The organism is Lacipirellula parvula (assembly GCF_009177095.1).
GTDB lineage: Bacteria > Planctomycetota > Planctomycetia > Pirellulales > Lacipirellulaceae > Lacipirellula > Lacipirellula parvula.
The window spans coordinates 4,305,003-4,322,606 of sequence record NZ_AP021861.1; the positions used below are offsets into that span (position 1 = coordinate 4,305,003).

Here is a 17,604-nt window from a genome sequence, read left to right on the forward strand (position 1 = left end):
GACTCCATTTGTTGCTCTCTGGCTTCTGAGCAAGTGATGCCAATCGCATCCGACACCACGCCATATTTCTGAAGCCGACTACTCGGCGGGCACGTTCGCGACAGCAGTGAAGTCTCGCCGCTATCGTTTTCGAACGTGGGAAGCTCTCCGCTGGAGAGGCTGTGTTTTCTTAGAGCAAGATAGGCTTTGAAAGCGGGCAATTGCTTCACTCAACATCAACCCAGTAAATCACTCAATGACAATTAGCTACTGGTACTTTGTCTGTATCGATTGCAATGCGAAGTGGTTCAGTCTATCTACGATGGCCGTGTGTCCGCGCTGCGGAGTCGAGCATCATTCGAATGAGTGTGCTGAACCGCCGTGGCACAGTTCACATTCCAAGAACCCCTCAGAATCCGACCAACAAAGGCAGGGTGGGGAGGATGAAAACGGGACTGTCGCGGAGAACGCCTTCGTCGCCCTAACATCATCGGGGCCAAGGGCCTCGCGGCCTCAGCGGGGCGAGCCCCGACGATGACAGGACGACGAAGGCAGGCAATGATTAGAGCAGACGCTAAGATTTAGGTCGTCCTACAATCACATTCGAACTTTCCGATTTGGCGGGCAGTCTTTTGGGACGCGTCCCTGGGCATAGGGACAAGTGCTTCCGCGTTTTATGCTGATGGTGCCGGATAGTCAGCGGAGGTACCGTCCGACAAAGGTTTCGTTAAAGTCAATCTAGCGATTGACCCTCCACTCGCAGCGAATTTGCGGAAAATTGGCCACTTGTAGCATCACGAATTTGGCGAAGGTAGAATCTGGGCGACGGTGCTCACCGCCGCCCTGCTGGATTGGGCTACGCTTCAGTTGGGGCTTTCTAGTCTCGGCCGACGATTCTTTTTTCCCGGAGGCATCACTGATGCAACGCTGGCTCTTCACATTGTCCGCGGCATGGTTGCTGCTGGCGCAGACGGCACTCGCTCAAGAGGGCAAGAAGCCGAACATCCTCTTCATCATGGGCGACGACATCGGCTGGATGCAGCCGAGCTGTTATCACCGCGGGTTGATGGTCGGCGAAACGCCGAACATCGATCGCCTCGCCCGCGAAGGGGGGATGTTCATGACCTATTACGCGGAGTCGAGTTGCACGGCGGGCCGCTGTGCGTTCGTTACTGGCATGCATCCCTATCGCGCGGGCATGGTCCTGCCGCAGTTGCCGGGCGCGATTTCGTATCTGCGCCCCGGCACGCCTTGCATTGCCAAGTTCCTGTATGACCTCGGCTACAGCACAGGCGAGTTTGGTAAGAATCACCTCGGCGATCATCCCGATTCGCTGCCGACGGCGCACGGCTTCCAGGAGTTCTGGGGCTACCTCTATCACTTGGATGCGATGCAGCAAGTGAGCTTCCCGGACATCAATAGCAGCCCGGATAAGCAGGCCGTTGTGCCGCCCATGAAGATGATCCCAATTCCTGGCATTCCGCCGCATCCAGGTGAAATCGACCCGAAAGACGGCGTCTGTATGGCGGCCCCACGACCGGTGCTCTGGATGAAGTCGTCCGACGGGACGGCAAAGAATCAAAAAGGGACCGACGAAGGTCCGCTCACCCTGGAACGCTCCAAGACGGTCGACGAGGAGATCTCATCTCACGTCATCGACTGGCTTGATCGCAACGACCCCGAAAAGACCCAAAAGCCCTTCTTTTGCTATTACAATCCCGCCCGCATGCACGTCACCACCGTGCTGTCGAAAAAGTATGAAGACATGATCGGCACCGTCGGCGGCAAAGACTGGGGCGCCAATGAAGCCGGCATGAAGCAGATGGACGACAACATCGGCTACGTCCTCAAGAAGCTCGAAGACATGGGCGAACTCGACAACACCATCGTCGTGTTCACCACCGACAACGGCGCCGAGGTTCAGACCTTCCCGGACGGGGGCGTCACGCCGTTCAAAGCCGGGAAGTTGAGTACGTGGGAAGGCGGCATGCGCGCTCCGTGCGTCATTCGCTGGCCTGGGGTCGTCAAGCCAGGCACGATCTTCAAGGAGATGTTTTCGTCGCTAGACTGGCTGCCCACGTTGGTAGAACTAGCTGGCGGCCCCAAAGGGGAGGAACTGAACAAGCAGATCATGGAGGGCAAGTACGAAGGCATCGTGAAGACCAAGCTCGATGGCTTTAACCAGATCGACTATCTCACCGGAAAGGCTGAAAAATCGAATCGCGACACCTTCTTCTACTACCAGGGCCGCCTCCCTTCGGCCGTACGCTACAAGAACTGGAAGTTCTACTACACCATGATGGGGTCCATGGGCACCGATGCTCTCAACGCCCCCGTGACGTATCACTGGACGCAACTCCAGAACATCATGCGTGATCCGTTCGAGAACAACGTTGGGGCCGAGCAGAAAGGCGCGTTCTCAGTAGCAGGAGCCTTAGCTTCTCCAAGCACCGCGTATATTTATGACTGGAACCTCCTGCCCATCGGCCAGCTCCTTTGGGAAAAGGAACTCATGTCCTATGTCGACTTCCCGCCCCTCCAGATGGCGGCGAGCTATAACCTCGAACAGGTCCTCCAGCAGGTGCGTGAGATGGGAGCGAAGCACCCAAGCGAGTAATCGACGGGTGAGCGAGACGAACGCGGCGGGCGGTCCTTCGAGGCCGCCCGCCTTTTTTCTGCCCAAATAACCTCAGAAGAGGCAATCATGTCGCAACAGAAGAAGCCCGCCATCGCGACGCTGGCCATCCTGTGGATTCTTTGCGGCGCCAATGTTACTCAAGCGCAAGACGCGCTTCCCTCATGGAACGACGGCGCCGCCAAGCAGGCGATCGTCGCCTTCGTGACGTCCACGACGACCGAAGGCAAGGCCGATTTCGTCCCCCCTGCCGAACGGATCGCCACCTTCGATCAAGACGGCACGCTGTGGGTCGAGCACCCCATGTACTCGTTCGTGATGTACGCGCTCGATCGCGTCCATACAGTCGCCAAAGAGCGGCCCGAACTGGCGCAGGTCGAACCCTTCAAGACGGTTCTCTCCGGCGACCGGGCCGCCATGGCCAAGCTGACGCTCCCTGATCTCGAAAAGATCATCGCCGTCACCTACACGGGAATGACGGTCGAAGATTTCGCCGACGAACTTTCTCGCTGGCTGGCCGAAGCGCGCGATCCCCGCTGGAAACGGCCCTACACCGAACTAACGTATCAACCGATGCAGGAGTTGCTGAAGTACCTCCGCGACCACGGCTACAAGACCTACATCGTCACCGGCGGCGGGCAGGACTTCGTGCGAGTCTATTCCGAGCGAGTGTACGGCATTCCGCCTGAACAAGTCGTCGGCACCGCGGGCGAGACTAAGTTCACCTACGCAGCAAATGGAAAGCCGGAACTCGTCAAGGAGCCAAAACTCCTGCTGAACGACAACGGCGTCGGCAAACCGGAAGGCATTCAGCTCGTCATCGGCCGCCGCCCACGCGCTGCGTTCGGCAACTCGACGGGCGATCAGCAAATGCTCGAGTACGCAACGGCCGGTGAAGGCGCGCAGTTGGCGATGCTCGTCCTGCACGACGATGCAAAGCGCGAATACGCCTACGGCCCCGCCACTGGCCTTCCCGACACGAAGGTCGGCGCGTTCACTCAGGCGCTATACGACGAAGCGACTGCCAAGAGCTGGACCGTCGTCAGCATGAAGAACGACTGGCGGAAGATATTTACGTTCGACGAATAACGCCTTCTAACACGGGGCGGCGAGACGTGCGTCAAGCTTCGGGAACGAGTAGCGTCAGCCCTAGAAAGAGGGTCCAACCCGAATTGCTTTCATCACGGGCAAAGTTGTACTGCGGATTGACGAAGAGTTGCAGCTTCTGTCCCCACACGTCGACAATCTTGTCGAGTTCGATTCCCAATGGCAGTTGGCTCCAGCGATCGCTGCCCCAGTCGTAGCGAAACTCGCTTTCGCCAATTCCAACGCTCCACGCATCGTCAAACTTGTACGCCAGAATCGGCTGGATTCGCGATTGTGAGGCGTCGTCATTGAGAAAGTTCTGCGACAACACGCCAACAGTCCAGTGACGATTCTTCGTCACGGCAGCGGCAGCTGGTCCGGCTTGTAGGGAATCGTCGTTGGCGTCGGTAAGTAATCGAAACGAAGGACCGACGCCCCAGCGGCCCCAGCTTTCTTGAACCACGAGCAGGTCGAAAATTTCCACGTCACCGATCCCTGCGCCATCATCGCTTTGCACGTCATAAGGCACGGTGACTCGTAATATATTGATCGTCCCCCACGCTTGAAACGGAATCGTTGGACGAAACTGGACCGATTGCGAATCGCCGTCTCCAGTGCTCGTCGGCCAACTCCAATTCTGCCGCATCCTCAGGTCCATCAGCCACGAAGTCGGATCAGTGACGCGGTCGATGAGTCGTTCGCCGCGGCGTCTGGCGATCTCCTCGTGAATCCCAGAGGAGAAAGTCTCATCGACGGCGGGCATCCCAGTCTCGTCTTCCGAGACGATTCTTGGAGGCGTCCAGTTTCCGTCGCGCACCGCCGAATCGAGCGACATATCTTCAGCCAACCGCTCGTCGGTTAGCAGAAGAGTTTCCGCCGCTACGCAGTCAGCGCGCGACACGACTAACGCCGTAGCGAAAAGCAGAATTGCTGTGAGAAAACGCAGCGGATGGATTCGAAGCTTCCTCATCGTCGCCTTGACATCACGGGGGTAGTCGTAACGACCGTGCTATTCTGCGACACACGCCCCGCGCCCGAAGCGCCAAGTAATTCCCATCCCGGCCCAGTAACTCTCTAGATTGACCGCGGTGTTAGCGCCGAGCTGTTCTGAGGCCGGGAACATGCCGCCAGCCATCACGTCGAAGTCGACGCCGGGCAGCACATCGCTGAACCCGACCCCTCCCGAAATGCGGTGCTCGCCGACGACTGCGAGTTGCGCCTGTAAATACTTCACAGCCGGGACGCCGCCGGGGACGGGGATACCGGCCACCGAAGTGCCTGTCGAGGAATCAATCGGATTCTGCGCCAGCGCGTATCCCGCGCGAAGCTTGCAGCGTTTGGTGAGCTGATACTGCGAGCCGAGTTGCAGCACCCACTGATCGCGATAAACGTCGCGGAATAAATCCGCGTCATCCCAGTTCATGTACAAGACGTCTGCGGCGAGCAACAGATCGCCGCCCATCAAGCTCGAATTCGCAATTCCCAAGCCAACGTTTCTTGGCAACTCAAGTTCCACGTCCCGCGACGCTTCAAATTGGCCATTGAGAAGCTCCAGGCGTACGGCGTCCTCAAAGCGAAAGTGCTGCCGAGTTTGATAGTACGCTCCGAGCGTGGTGGCGTCGCTGATGGCATAGCTCATCCCAAGGCTCGCTCGCAGGCCGTATGCGTTAGTCATCGCCCCGTCGCCCACGAATGGCCCATCAAGGTAGCCCGAGCCCACGAAGATGGTGGAGCCTAGGGAAAGCCGATCGGTCAACTGAACGGCCGCCGAAGGAGCGAATTCCAAGATGCTCAGGTACATTGAGGTCCCGTTGCTCGCGGGGACCTGCCGGAAATCGGTTCCCGCTCCTGCCGCGCCAACTAGCGCCATACCGAGCGTCACTGGGAGGCCGTAAGCCGTGAGTTCTTGAGTGACGCCAACGTTCGGCACCGCGGTACCTGGAGTTTGTGATTTCGCCGCAAAGGGGGTAACGCCAGGTAGAGGTACGTTTCCGGTTTGATCAATGTCGAACGTCGCTTCGGCCCAAGCGCTGCCAACAGTGAAATTCGTGCCCCGATATTGGGTAAGCGTCGCCGCATTGCCGTTAATGCCGGAGATGAAATCTTGCGGCCGCGCAACGCTCGTGCCACCCATAGCGCCCGACGCGGGCATCAACGTGTTCCTCAGGTCGACGCCGTATGACTGTGCATGAGCGGAATCGAATGGGGTCAGAGCGATGAGCCAGCAGAGCACGAGTGACGGGAAGAATTGGCGAGTTCGCATGGCATCCCACTCAAGTCGACGACGGCCGTGACGCGGGAGCAATCAATGAGTTGCTCACTTGCATTCACCTTCGACTTCGTGGCGACTACTAGCACGCGGCAAAAACTGTATCGACAGGAACTTCCGGCATAATCGGGACTGTCGCGTTTGATACAACCGCTACAGGCCGACCTTGGCTTGGCAAATCATCGCGAGGCAGAGCCACGGACTACCGCCGCCGCTTCCCCTATATCCGTTCAGGTACCACAGCCACTCCCGGAAGCCGCCCGGACAACAGATGGGCAATCGGCCGCGTTGTGCTGAAATGCGCGAGAACTATGCGAAGCATGGCGACAATTGGCACGGCAAGGATCATCCCGACGACTCCCCACAGCAGTCCCCAGAACGCGAGTGCAAGGAGCACTGTTACTGGATGTAGGTCAAGTCCGCTGCCCATCAATTTTGGCGTCACCAAATTGCCGATCGTCATATGTATAAAGCCGGGGATCGCGATAACTGCGAATATCGTCCAAGGGTCGTGAAACTGAGTCACCGCTACCGGCAACGGCAGGGCGGTGGCGATAATCGGGCCTATGCTCGGGATATAGGTCAGCATGAAGACGAGCAACGCAAACACCCATGCCATGTGTAGTCCGAACGCCCAAAGCACCGATCCGACAAGCAAACTCGTTATCGCTGAGATCGTAGTCATCGTCGTCACGTAGCTGCGAATAGTGGTTTCTATCTCTGCGTACATTCCCGTGTGCCGCGTATTGGAATTTCGCCCAATCAGCAAGAACACGACAAAGAACGTAATCAACACCCCGTGCGAAATGACATCTTTCGCTGTGCCAGCCGTTTCCGTAATTAACCCCGGCAGGTAACCCTCTAACTCAGAGGCAATCCGAGCTTCGTCGACGGCAATATGCCTTGCATGAAGTTGGGCGAAGATCCGCGCCGTAAGGTCGGCTACTTGTGAACTGTATTCGTCGGCGGATTGGACCATTGACTGCACCGCTGCAATCAGGCCGACGCCCATCAATGCGAGAAATGCCAGGACAACCAAGAGAGTCGTCAGCACCGCGAACCATTTGGGAAGTCGCCATCGGTTGACTTGATAGTCTACGACCGGCGCTACGACCGCCGTGATAAAGATGGCCAAGACAAAGGGGACCATCACGGCGCGAGTATAAGCCAATGCAATAGCTAACATTCCGGTCGCGAGAATCATCATCGAGCCAACGACTAGCCAGATCTGTTCGTTGCGAACTTCGGCGTTTTTCATGATTGAGAGCCTTGTTGCCACGAAGAGTGATCCGAAATTGGAAACAGAAACTGCCAACGAGGAAGAATCGCCGATTCGCCGCCGCTGCGAGCGCCTGTTCGGTAAACAGTTTTCTCGGTAAACGACCTGAAGCGATATAGACCTTCAACCGCGCAGTGACCAGAATTAGACGGTGAGCACTGCATCAAGAATACCTCAGTGGCGTTTCTTTACCACGCGATACACGCCTGATTCGACGCTCAGCACATTTTTATCGCGAGCCCAGACTCAGGAGAACGCTAACGCCCATATCACTGTTAGCGTGCTTGACGCTGCCGAAAGTGCAAGATACTTCGGCGTATCGCTGGCACGGCGAGGCATCCAGCCCGTCCATATCCGCATCTCCAATCGATCACAGTCGCTGCTTCGTTTGCGTCTCGTTCGAATTGATCCTAACTACTACACGCCGCTTGAAGCGGCTGCGCGGAATCACTTTTCGTTTGTTAAACGATTGTCTGCCTTCGGGCTCATAGGTTGGATTTTCCTTCCGCTGCTCGTGCTGATTCCACTGAAGCTGATCACCGCATATCGCGCAAATCGGCGAATGGATCAATTCTTCAGTGAGCATGCTTTCCACATGCGACCAATCCCGCCCGGTGGCGTCTCGGAAGGCTTCGTGTTCACCTCGATCGATGCGGGAATGAAGGTGGTTCCAATCTCGCTTCATTCGGAAAGTGACTTACTAGGGGTTGCGGGTAAATCTGATGAGGCAGATGACGCAACCAACGAATTTGTTTTTTCAATTCCGGTGCCTGGTATTTCCGTTGATTTTCTAAGACGCGACTTCAGCGATTTGATCAGTCCCGGCTCAAGTGTAACCTGCGACGTTGTTGCGTTAAGCGCGCATTTGACGGAAATGCCCGCTGCAACATCGAACGCCGACCGGACCCGAACGGGCGATCCCCTAAACCTGGTCGTTATTGGTGACTTTGACACCATGCTCAGAGCATTCGTCGCGAGGTGGGATGAGAGTGAAGTGATTACTCTGGCCACCTGCTGGAAGACGGCCCGATCTTTCTTGCTCAGTAGTCACTATCGCTATTCTCCCGTCAGCGCTCTCTATCTCTTTGGGAGAAGTCAAGACATTGCATTGCAGCGGAGTCGTAAGTCAATCAATGAACGACTTCATTTGCGACTCTGGCTCACTCCGCTGCTGTTCGAAGGCGAGAACGTTTGGCTAGGTCAAGTCAGCCGGGATATTGGCGTTCGCTTCACCTACAAGACTTGGAACTTGACGACACATCGAGTTGACCCCGATGTCGACGAGGCGCGGGACTATGTCATTGAAGACCTGACTCAGGCAGGCCGGGTCGACGCCACGAGCTACGTTGATGGCGTAGGCAGTTGCTCAAGTACGGTGCCGCGGCGAAACTTGACCGGAGATCCGTACTTCACCGACGGCAAAAGAGCCGTCATTTTACTTTCGAAACAGCGAAATCAGCAGGACGCCATTTAAGGCTGAAGGCGTCGAATTGATGCAAAATGAGCTACCGCGCCATGAGGGACGCCGACGGCTTTCCGCAGCACGCTTACTCGGTGCCATTGTCGGGCTCTTTATTGTCATGCCGCTCGTCGACAGATGGCGATTCGGACGTTTCGTCGAGTCAGCAGCCTTCACAGTCGTCCTGCTTGCAGCAGTAGCTGCGGTAGGTAGTCAACGGAAGACTCTCTTACTCGCAGCGACAATGGCAATTCCCGCACTTGTCGGCCGTTGGCTGAGTCATGTGTGGTCAGACCCCCTGGTGTTGCAGCTCGGTCTCGCAGCGGCAATCGTGTTTGTCGCCTTCATCATTTGGAACTTGCTGCGATTTGTAATGTCTTCGCCCGTGGTGGATTCGGAAGTCTTATGTACCGCTATTTCTTCTTATTTGCTGCTGGCCGTCGCATGGGGTTTCTCCTACGAGCTGGTCTCCAGTTGGGATCCAAGTGAATTTGCAATCACTGAGCCTACGCACGGTAATGTTAAGCTCACGAGCTTCACGTCGCTGTATTTTAGCGTTCAGGTACTTACCACTATCACATTTGGTGACATCCTCCCCGTATCAAATATCGCGAGGATGATGGCGATCGTTGAAGCGGCTGCGGGAGTATTTTACATGGCCATTCTCATTGCGAGGCTAGTTGGACTTTACATGGGTCAATCGCAGTCGGGGGCAGGTCGACAGTAACGACACGGTGCAAGTTAGGGAAAAATAGCTTTATGTTGTGGCAGTATCCGTCGCCGCAGCTATCGCGAACTGCCCCGGCTAGTTTCCCGGTACGCAAACAGCCAAGCGTCGGGAAGAATTGTCAGGAAGTAGAACCCCTCAGACTCCGACCAACAAAGGCAGGGTGGTGAGACTGAGAAACTGAGAAAGTGATCGCTGAAGACGCCTTCGTCGTCCTATCATCGTCGGGGCCAAGGGCCTCGGGGCCTCAGCGGGGCGAGCCCCGACGATGATAGGACGACGAAGGCAGGCAGAGAATTCAGAGACAAAGAGTGAGTTTCGCTTTCGGTTCCTAGTTTAGACCGAAAAACCCCAGAGTTTCACTTGCGTGCAGGGATGTGGGTTCTGTGATGATCAAGGACGCGTGTCGAATTGCAAACTGATAGGCTCGATCTGCTAGCGTCCCCCGGGACGACCGCACAGAACTCACGAAGCCCCGAGAACTTATAAAAAAGAAGGACAATCATGAAGCGGCAGAATCGAACCATCGCGCACCTTTTACTGGCAAGCACTGTTTCATTTACTCTTTTCGCGGGCTGCGAGAAAGAAACCGATCCAGTGTCACGCGCCGCCAAGGTCGACGAAAAAGAGGGAATTGCCGTGCCTAGCCTAGAGGAAACGAAGGCGATCGCCGAAGAGGCGTTTATCTTCGGACTGCCACTCGTGATGAATTACGCGGTGATGCAGGAATTTGCAGTTGATAAGAACTCCGGGCAGTTCAAAGCGCCGTTCAACCAGATCAAGAATGAACGCCGCGTTGCAACTCCAGAGGATACAGCGGTCATCACCCCCAACAGCGACACCCCTTATTCTATTTGCTGGCTCGACTTACGCGCTGAGCCGATGGTAATCTCCGTCCCTTCGGTTGAAAAAGAACGCTACTATGCTGTGCAACTAATCGACAGCAACACCTACAACTATGGTTACATCGGCAGCCGTGCAACGGGTTCCGAGCCCGGTGACTATCTCGTCGTCGGGCCGGACTGGAAGGGTGAGAAGCCAGCAGGCATCAAGCAAGTATTCTCATCGACCACTCCCTTTTCGCTCGCCCTGATTCGCACTCAGCTCTTCAATGCCGGAGACATGCCGGGCGTCGAGAGAGTCCAGGCTGGCTACAAGGTTCAGCCGCTTTCCGCGTTTCTAGAAACACCTGCCCCCCCCGCTGCACCAACAATCAACTTTGTTCCGGCCACGACGGCAGGGATCAAAGCGAACTTCTACGAATATCTAGATGCCTCGCTAGAGTTCGTACCCGTCATGCCGGTCGATAAAGAGATTCGAACCAAACTGGCGACAATCGGTATCGGTCCAGGCAAGAAATTTAGTTTCAAAGATCTCTCGGCCGAACATAAGGCCGCAGTCATCCTCGCAATGAAGGAGGGTGATGCGAAAGTTGACAAGTTCTTAAGCACCGGGATGAAGAACATCAACGGCTGGAACGTGGGCGCATTCTTTGGCGATGCCGCTTTCTACAAGGGTGATTGGCTTATGCGGGCTGGCTCGGCCAAGGGCGGGCTTCTCGGAAATGATCCAGTCGAAGCCATGTATCCCTACACCCGAGTGGATGCTGCGGGTGAGCCGCTCGATGGCAGTAAACACAACTACACGCTCACGTTCGCCGCAGGGCAGCTTCCGCCGGTGAATGCTTTCTGGTCCGTGACGATGTATGACGGCAAGAGTCAGTTATTGGTCGCGAACCCGATCAACCGTTACCTCATCAATTCACCGATGCTGCCCACGTTGAAAAAGAATGCCGACGGCTCGGTCACTCTTTACATCCAAAAGGACAATCCTGGCGCAGACAAGGAAAGTAACTGGCTTCCAGCGCCTAATGACACCATCTATCTCGTGATGCGGCTCTACTGGCCGAAAACGGAAGCGCCTTCGATTCTTCCAGCGGGCGAAGGTTCGTGGAAACCACCCGGCATCCTGCAAGCTAAGTAGGGACGCGTGTTGCCGCCACGGCCGACCTCTTCGCAGCGCAATGAGATCTGCTGCTTGTCGCTCTCTAGGTTCGTTTAGCTGCGTTGCGGCTCAGAGTCGCGCTTCTTCCAGAAGCGTGAGGGGCCGCAGGTCGATCGCTCGGATAAGCGGGATAACGCACTCGAATAAACTACTAGAATGTCGGTTGTGCTGAAATTGGAGTCCCTGGAGTGCTGCGAATGAACAAAAGAGCGTCGCACAACTGCATGTTATGCGACGCCCTTTAAACCCCTCGCCAGTAGCCGCGGGCTTCGGAAGCAAGCCTAGGCGTTTGCTCCTGCGATGAAGGGGGAAGACTTAGCTTATGTACAATCAGTCGGACGATCGCCGCTCACTCCATTGCAACAGGTTACTTTTACGCGATTCTCGATCCTTTGAATGCTGGGCAAATCGCCAATCAGTTGCTGCAACAATTGTTTCAAGTAATAAGTCGGTAACACCCCGTCAATGACGAGGAGATCGTCAACGCAGGTAAACGTAAAGCCATCGACTCGACCCGCAAAGTGAACTGATTTGGACAAGTGTTCGCGTACATTATCTTCAACCTGGCGCGGCCCAGGCACAGTAGCTTGGCTTGGAGTCGCTCTGTTTGTTTTCACCATTACTCCGGTTCAAGTGTTCTGGCGAGCGTGAGCAACTTCCTCGGGCGACAGACGAAAGCTATGCCCGGGACTATGACACGTCCCTCGATTCCTACTAGTTGACGGGTCTCCTGCCCTAAAAAAGTGCGATTGGAAACCTTGATAATTGCTGATTTAGTTTTGATCGGCAGGCCACTACGGACTTCCATGCTTGCCCGTAGCCTTTTCCTTGCCGAGCTTCATCTACTCGCCACAGCAGATCTCCGAATGCGGGCTGCCTTCCGGACAGGGACAAGCCTTCTCATAGACGAGCTGGGCTCTGCAGTTCTCGCAAACATAACGATCTCCGACTTTTCGTGACCTTTTCCTCTCTTATTCGCATATAGAGATAAGGCCGTTGGAGAGCGTGTAGCCCTCTGAACGGTATAAGCTATAGACGCCCACAAACTGGCTCGACTGCTCGTTCACCGATCGCGTTGCGAAGTCCCCGTCGATTTCGCAAACGCGGCAACAAAATCCTTCTGGAATGCGTCTTTGATCTCAGCTGTCTTATCCGCGCCGCACAGGTAATTCCTTACGGGCTAGCTCCTGACCGGCCCGCGTCATCTGACAGCCGCAACGGCATCCTCAACCTTGCGCTGGCAAAAATACCAATCCGTACAGCCGGCATCCTCACGGCCACGCCGGTCGGCCTCGGCAACTGTTTTGGGAGGCGGGACCATGACTTTAGCGCCAGGCGTCCAACCTTCGGGGGTGGCGACTTTGTGCCGGTCAGTGGTTTGCAATGCCTGCACAAGCCGGAGGATCTCTGCGACGGAGCGTCCGTTCGACATCGGGTAATAGAGCATCGCCCTCACCTTGCTTTCCGTGTCAATGACGAACACGGCTCGAACCGCAGACGTGTCGCTCGCTCCCGGCTGGACCATGCCGTAGGCGTGGGCAACTTGCATTGTCAAGTCTTCAATAATCGGGAACGGAATCGCGACGTCAAACTTCTCTTTGATGTTCCGTACCCAGGCAATATGCGAAGACACGCTGTCGATCGAGAGGCCCAGCAGATCGCATTCGATCGCCTGGAAGCGTGGATGAGCTTTGGCAAATGCGATGAACTCAGTAGTGCAGACCGGCGTAAAATCCGATGGATGGGAGAACAGCACAAGCCACCTGCCGAGATAATCGGCCAGCTTTGCGCTGCCTTGCGTCGTTACCGCCTGAAAATCCGGAGCCGGTTCATTCAAGCGAGGGAAGCTTGTCGGCTTCGGATAGGCGGAATCTAAATTGTGCCCATTTGAGGCCGACGATTGCCTGGGAGCGACTCGGTTATTGTCGCAGTTCTGATCGGCCATCGGTTGTACCTTTCCAAGCTTTGGGGATTTGAATATCGCAGCGAGTACTCTGGCAGCGACCCCGAGAGGAATCTCGGGGGGATAGTGGTTGGACGGCGTGCAAAGTCCTGTAACATGGGAATCAGGAACCGGCCAGTTACTTACTCCAACCTGCGCCCGATTTGAACGACCGGGACCGGCGGCGATACTGATGCCGCTAGCTTCCGGTGAAGTGCCGGGCGCAGGAAAGAGAAAGATCGCGGGTTACTCTCGTGTGACTAGACTCGAGCCGGATCGGTGACTGCTGCCAGCTTGACGTTGACGTGGTACTCCACGATTTTGCCGTCTCGAATCACTGCGGTGCTGTGCAAGACGTCGAGCCCAGTGATGTTTTTGTTGGTTTCAGAGGCCCGTTCGACTGCCTGCCGAGCAGCGTCGCTCCAACTTACTTTTGATTCGCCAACCATTTCGATCACTTGGATGGTAGCCGGGGCCTTTGCGTTTTTTATCGTAGTAGACATGATTCATACCTCAACAAGGACTGGAAGGTAAACTTACGGGCCAACTGCACACGGGAGCACTACCGAGATTCTTGCGAATGCCGGAAACGCCCCCAGTCGTGGCTTAGTAAGAAACGGCGAGGTTGTTTTGGACCTCGGTCACGCCGGGAGTGCCCCACGCGGCCGAGCTGGCCTCTCCTCGTTCGTCCCATGAGTTGACCGTGCCGGCAAGCGTTACCTTGCCCCCATCGGCAGAGACTTCGATGCGTTCGGCGTCGATCTCGGCGTCACGCTTGAGCGCCTTCTCGATTGCATCCTTGACCGCAGCTGGTTGGACGCTCGGCTTGAGGGTGATGTTGTTCGAAACGCCCTTGACCCCAGACTGGTACCGTACGGAATCCTCAGCAGCGGTGCGTTGGAATCCCCAGGTGACCGTACCGGTTAACGTCACCCAGCCGTTCTCAACAGTTGCCTGGACGTGGCTCGGCACCCAAACGTGCCACCCGAGAGCCTCCACGACAGATTGGGCAATCTCTGAATCCTTACGCTTATGGATTCCGCTGAGATTTACTTCCATTTCTTCTACGATTGCCTTGACGCCTTCCACGCGTTGCGTCGCGCGTTCAGCAGCGCGCTTTTCGGCAAAATGCGGCACGCTGCCGCTGAGCGTCACGACCCCATCCTTGACAGAAACGCTGATGTCGGTCGCGGTCACTGTGGGTTCCCAGCGCAGTTCTTCAATCACGTCGTACTTCAGCTTTTCATCCTTTGCCATCTCAACGCCATTCTTCGCCAAAGGCGATAAAAAAAGCCGACGTGATTGAACGCCAAAATGGCGTGCAATCACGTCGGCTTACTCTGTAACTGGTCGCCCGGCGAACCGGGATACCCTTCACTTGGTCTTCCGACGACCTGTATTGTTCTGCTCGACTGGAAAAGCGTTGCGAATGCGATGCCGAACTAAAATGGCCGATGGCTTCGCATGTTCGCAGCGGCACATTATTGTCGTCGCGTTCGCAAAACGGGCTTCCCACCAAGAAAATGAAATCTGAATTGCTGCTCACACCGAACTCCGAACGCACATCGAGGGCGCTTTTGATGCGCGTGCTCGGCCTGCGAACCCTCCCGGGCGTGGGTCACAGGAAACGCCGTGGTTCGTCGCGCACCGGCTTTTCAATCTGCTCGCGTTCGCCACGAGCGCACTCGATGCAGTAAGCCGTATAAGGCACCGCCTGCAGGCGTTCTGCGTCAATCTCGTGCCCACACTTTTGACAAATGCCAAACGCTCCCGCCCTGATCCGCTCAATCGCTCCTTCCACCTGCTCAAGCAGCCGCGATTCGTTCTGCGAGATCGCAATCTCGCTGTCGAGGCCCTCCACATCTTCATCCGCCGGATGCGTCGGCAGATTCGTAATTCGGCCAGGTTTGAACACGTCCTCGCGCAGGGCCCTTTCAGACGAATCGATTTCGCGAGTCAAACGCTGACGTAATGCGATCAACTGCACTTCAAAGCCGGCCTGTACTTTCTTCTCCATGAGACGATTACTCCAGCGTGGTGACGTGCGGCCTGTTCCGATCGTCGATGTCACATTGGCCTTCTATCGGCGCGCGGAACATGTAGTCCAATTGAGTGCCTTACGCGTTAACGGAAGCAGACGCATCAATAACTCGGTATTCGTCAACGACTCGTTCGCGAGCATGTGCAATAGTCGTCTCCAACAACGACAGTACACACGGTTTGGTAATGACGGCGAAAGCGCCTTCTTCTTTGGCTTTCCACAGAGGGTAGTCGTAACCCGAGAGAATAATCACTTGCAGATTAGGCCGAATTCGCTTCATCCGTCTCATCAGTTCAATCCCATCCATCCCCGCGAGACTGAGATCAAGTAGGACGACCTGGAACTCTTGCCGACTCAATGCCGCTAAGGCCAGTTGCGTAGTCGATGCCCCCGCGACTCGATAGCCCCGTCGCTGAAGGAGCTGCGTCATTGCGATCAACAGATCGGGCTCGTCTTCCACGACCAATAGTGAACAGTACATTCGATGCTCCCTTCGAAAATCTGCAACGTGACTAAAAGCAGTTGTTGTGCACCTCTTCAACGATCAGTTCCTTGAGTCGATTGATGTTCGCTTGCTCTTGCGCCTTCATATCGATCCAGAACTGTTTCAATCCCACTCGCCATTCGGCGTCGGCGGCATACTGATCGTACCGCCAAATGGAATCGAGACGACGACTCAGTTCGTGAATGATGTCGTGGTCGTGGTTGTGGTCTGGGCGACTGCATGACTCTTCCAAATGGATAGGTCGTCGCTCCGTGGCATCTGCCATGGCATGGGCCTCAGCTATTTCCTTGTCCGCGATAGATCGATATCTGTAGACCGACCTGCGTTGCCGCCGACGCCGTGAAATTGACGGCGCCGGGCGACATGCAGACCGATCGCCGGCAATGCTCATTCTTTGACGACCACTGAACCTTCAGTATTCGTTATGGGGGCTGCCACGCCTTGAGACTTCATAATCGACTCGTGGGCATCGTTGGCAGTGCCGACTGCCTTTTGCACCGCCGCACTATGCTAGGCGACTTTAGCTGGTGCGGGAGTCGCTTTGGCCGCTTCGGCATTCAACTCAGCCGCCTGTTTAGCAGCTTCGGCTTGCTGGGTGTGAACGATCGCTAGTTTCGCGTCCGCTTCCTTCTTCTCAATCGCCGTCAGCGACGCCTCTAGCTCCTTAAGTTGCACCGCTGCGGCGTCGAGTTGGCGACGAATCTCAGCTGAATGAATCTGTGCCGACTTTTGATCGATCGCTGTTTGTTGGGTGGCGTGATGCATTGCGTGCTGGTGTAGCATGCGAGTATGGTCCATCACATGTCGGTGGTTCAGGTAGATCATATGATGCTGCGCTTCCCGATGGCTGCCGGGAGCAATCTGTGACGGCTTTTGGAGCGGATCGGCGTAACTCCCGCTTGCTAAGACACACACGATGGCTGCTGCTAGGACGATCTGGTAACGCATTTCAATTCTCTCCATTGAGTCGATCGACTTCATGTCGTCGGTATTTTGCGGCGACGCCGCAGTCACAGTGCCGATGTCTAATGTTGAAGTCTGTTTTCGCTTGTCTTAGTTTGTTAGTCGCTACTGAGCCGGGGGAAACCCCATGGTGGCTTAATTGATAACGGTCGTGCCAATTGCTCGTCCTTGCTGCGGTAAGCTGCGATGGGTCAGATCGGGGACGGGCTCCCCCAGTGCAGTCGCCAACGCCACTTGATGATCTTGCTCCTGCACCAGAATCTCGCGAATCAGTTCAGCGACGGCGTACTCTCCCAGGGCCTCGCATTGAACGACGCGCTGCCGATAGCGAACGATCGTTTCGTTCTCATTTTCTAAGTCGAATCGCAGCATCTCGTCGGCCTTAGCGGACGTCTTCACGAGGTTAGGCATCGTTTCAGGACTTCCGCCCAGATAATCGATCTGGGCTGCGATCGTCAGTGCGTGCGCAAGCTCTTCAGCAGCGTGTTTTTCCAGTTCTGCAGCAATGGCCATGTAGGCAGCACCTTTAAGCGTCTGTGAATAGACGACGTACGAAATAATCGCCTGATACTCGCCGGCTAGATCTTCGTTCAGAAGCGCGATTAAGTCCGTTCGCGTCAGGGGAGAGTCCTCACCCATTTCCAACAGTTGCCTGATCATTGCTCTTTTCCGATTGGACCTAGAATGACTTGGGGCTCGGTACTCTAATGCTTTT

At 55.8% G+C, this 17,604-nt stretch carries 16 protein-coding genes; 5 read left to right on the forward strand and 11 right to left on the reverse strand.

Going from position 1 to position 17,604, the window contains the following annotated elements; all coding sequences use genetic code 11:
* Positions 1 to 898: 898 nt before the first annotated feature.
* Both PLANPX_RS16815 and PLANPX_RS16820 read left to right on the forward strand, forming a co-directional pair.
* Positions 899 to 2,596: an arylsulfatase gene (locus tag PLANPX_RS16815; protein WP_152099853.1), complete on the forward strand. Its 1,698-nt coding sequence runs from the start codon at positions 899 to 901 to the stop codon at positions 2,594 to 2,596.
* Positions 2,597 to 2,683: 87 nt separating this feature from the next.
* Positions 2,684 to 3,703 (forward strand): HAD family hydrolase, encoded by a 1,020-nt coding sequence (locus PLANPX_RS16820; protein WP_152099854.1) that lies wholly within the window; start codon positions 2,684 to 2,686, stop codon positions 3,701 to 3,703.
* A gap of 31 nt (positions 3,704 to 3,734) precedes the next feature.
* Here the strand turns inward: PLANPX_RS16820 and PLANPX_RS16825 are convergent, their stop codons facing one another.
* The 3 genes from PLANPX_RS16825 to PLANPX_RS16835 form a co-directional block, all read right to left on the reverse strand.
* Entirely contained in the window at positions 3,735 to 4,601 is an 867-nt protein-coding gene (locus PLANPX_RS16825) for a hypothetical protein (protein WP_152099855.1), read from the reverse strand.
* Positions 4,602 to 4,709: 108 nt separating this feature from the next.
* A complete protein-coding gene (locus PLANPX_RS16830) occupies positions 4,710 to 5,963 on the reverse strand; it encodes an OmpP1/FadL family transporter (protein WP_152099856.1) in 1,254 nt (417 codons plus the stop codon).
* Between the two features lie 226 nt (positions 5,964 to 6,189).
* Entirely contained in the window at positions 6,190 to 7,227 is a 1,038-nt protein-coding gene (locus PLANPX_RS16835) for an AI-2E family transporter (protein WP_152099857.1), read from the reverse strand.
* A gap of 172 nt (positions 7,228 to 7,399) precedes the next feature.
* On the opposite strand from PLANPX_RS16835, the gene PLANPX_RS16840 reads away from it, so the two are divergent.
* The 3 genes from PLANPX_RS16840 (at position 7,400) to PLANPX_RS16850 (ending at position 11,417) form a co-directional block, all read left to right on the forward strand.
* Positions 7,400 to 8,722, forward strand: coding sequence for an LssY C-terminal domain-containing protein (locus PLANPX_RS16840; protein WP_152099858.1), 1,323 nt, complete (start codon positions 7,400 to 7,402; stop codon positions 8,720 to 8,722).
* Positions 8,723 to 8,741: 19 nt separating this feature from the next.
* Positions 8,742 to 9,434 carry a potassium channel family protein gene (locus PLANPX_RS16845; protein ID WP_152099859.1) on the forward strand — a complete coding sequence of 231 codons (693 nt, stop codon included), beginning with the start codon at positions 8,742 to 8,744 and terminating at the stop codon, positions 9,432 to 9,434.
* Between the two features lie 504 nt (positions 9,435 to 9,938).
* Positions 9,939 to 11,417 carry a DUF1254 domain-containing protein gene (locus PLANPX_RS16850; protein ID WP_152099860.1) on the forward strand — a complete coding sequence of 493 codons (1,479 nt, stop codon included), beginning with the start codon at positions 9,939 to 9,941 and terminating at the stop codon, positions 11,415 to 11,417.
* A gap of 1,222 nt (positions 11,418 to 12,639) precedes the next feature.
* Here the strand turns inward: PLANPX_RS16850 and PLANPX_RS16855 are convergent.
* The 8 genes from PLANPX_RS16855 to PLANPX_RS16890 form a co-directional block, all read right to left on the reverse strand.
* Positions 12,640 to 13,383, reverse strand: a complete 744-nt coding sequence (locus PLANPX_RS16855; protein ID WP_152099861.1) for a peroxiredoxin — start codon at positions 13,381 to 13,383, stop codon at positions 12,640 to 12,642.
* Positions 13,384 to 13,640: 257 nt separating this feature from the next.
* Positions 13,641 to 13,883 (reverse strand): dodecin family protein, encoded by a 243-nt coding sequence (locus tag PLANPX_RS16860; protein ID WP_152099862.1) that lies wholly within the window; start codon positions 13,881 to 13,883, stop codon positions 13,641 to 13,643.
* Positions 13,884 to 13,986: 103 nt separating this feature from the next.
* Positions 13,987 to 14,709, reverse strand: coding sequence for a BON domain-containing protein (locus PLANPX_RS16865; protein ID WP_198421749.1), 723 nt, complete (start codon positions 14,707 to 14,709; stop codon positions 13,987 to 13,989).
* 289 nt (positions 14,710 to 14,998) lie between these two features.
* A complete protein-coding gene (locus PLANPX_RS16870) occupies positions 14,999 to 15,397 on the reverse strand; it encodes a TraR/DksA family transcriptional regulator (RefSeq protein ID WP_152099863.1) in 399 nt (132 codons plus the stop codon).
* Between the two features lie 100 nt (positions 15,398 to 15,497).
* A complete protein-coding gene (locus tag PLANPX_RS16875) occupies positions 15,498 to 15,902 on the reverse strand; it encodes a response regulator (RefSeq protein ID WP_152099864.1) in 405 nt (134 codons plus the stop codon).
* Positions 15,903 to 15,933: 31 nt separating this feature from the next.
* Positions 15,934 to 16,191: a hypothetical protein gene (locus PLANPX_RS16880; RefSeq protein WP_152099865.1), complete on the reverse strand. Its 258-nt coding sequence runs from the start codon at positions 16,189 to 16,191 to the stop codon at positions 15,934 to 15,936.
* A 245-nt stretch (positions 16,192 to 16,436) separates the two neighbouring features.
* Positions 16,437 to 16,907 carry a hypothetical protein gene (locus PLANPX_RS16885; RefSeq protein ID WP_152099866.1) on the reverse strand — a complete coding sequence of 157 codons (471 nt, stop codon included), beginning with the start codon at positions 16,905 to 16,907 and terminating at the stop codon, positions 16,437 to 16,439.
* A gap of 117 nt (positions 16,908 to 17,024) precedes the next feature.
* Positions 17,025 to 17,549, reverse strand: a complete 525-nt coding sequence (locus tag PLANPX_RS16890) for a ferritin-like domain-containing protein (RefSeq protein ID WP_152099867.1) — start codon at positions 17,547 to 17,549, stop codon at positions 17,025 to 17,027.
* Between the last annotated feature and the right edge of the window lie 55 nt (positions 17,550 to 17,604).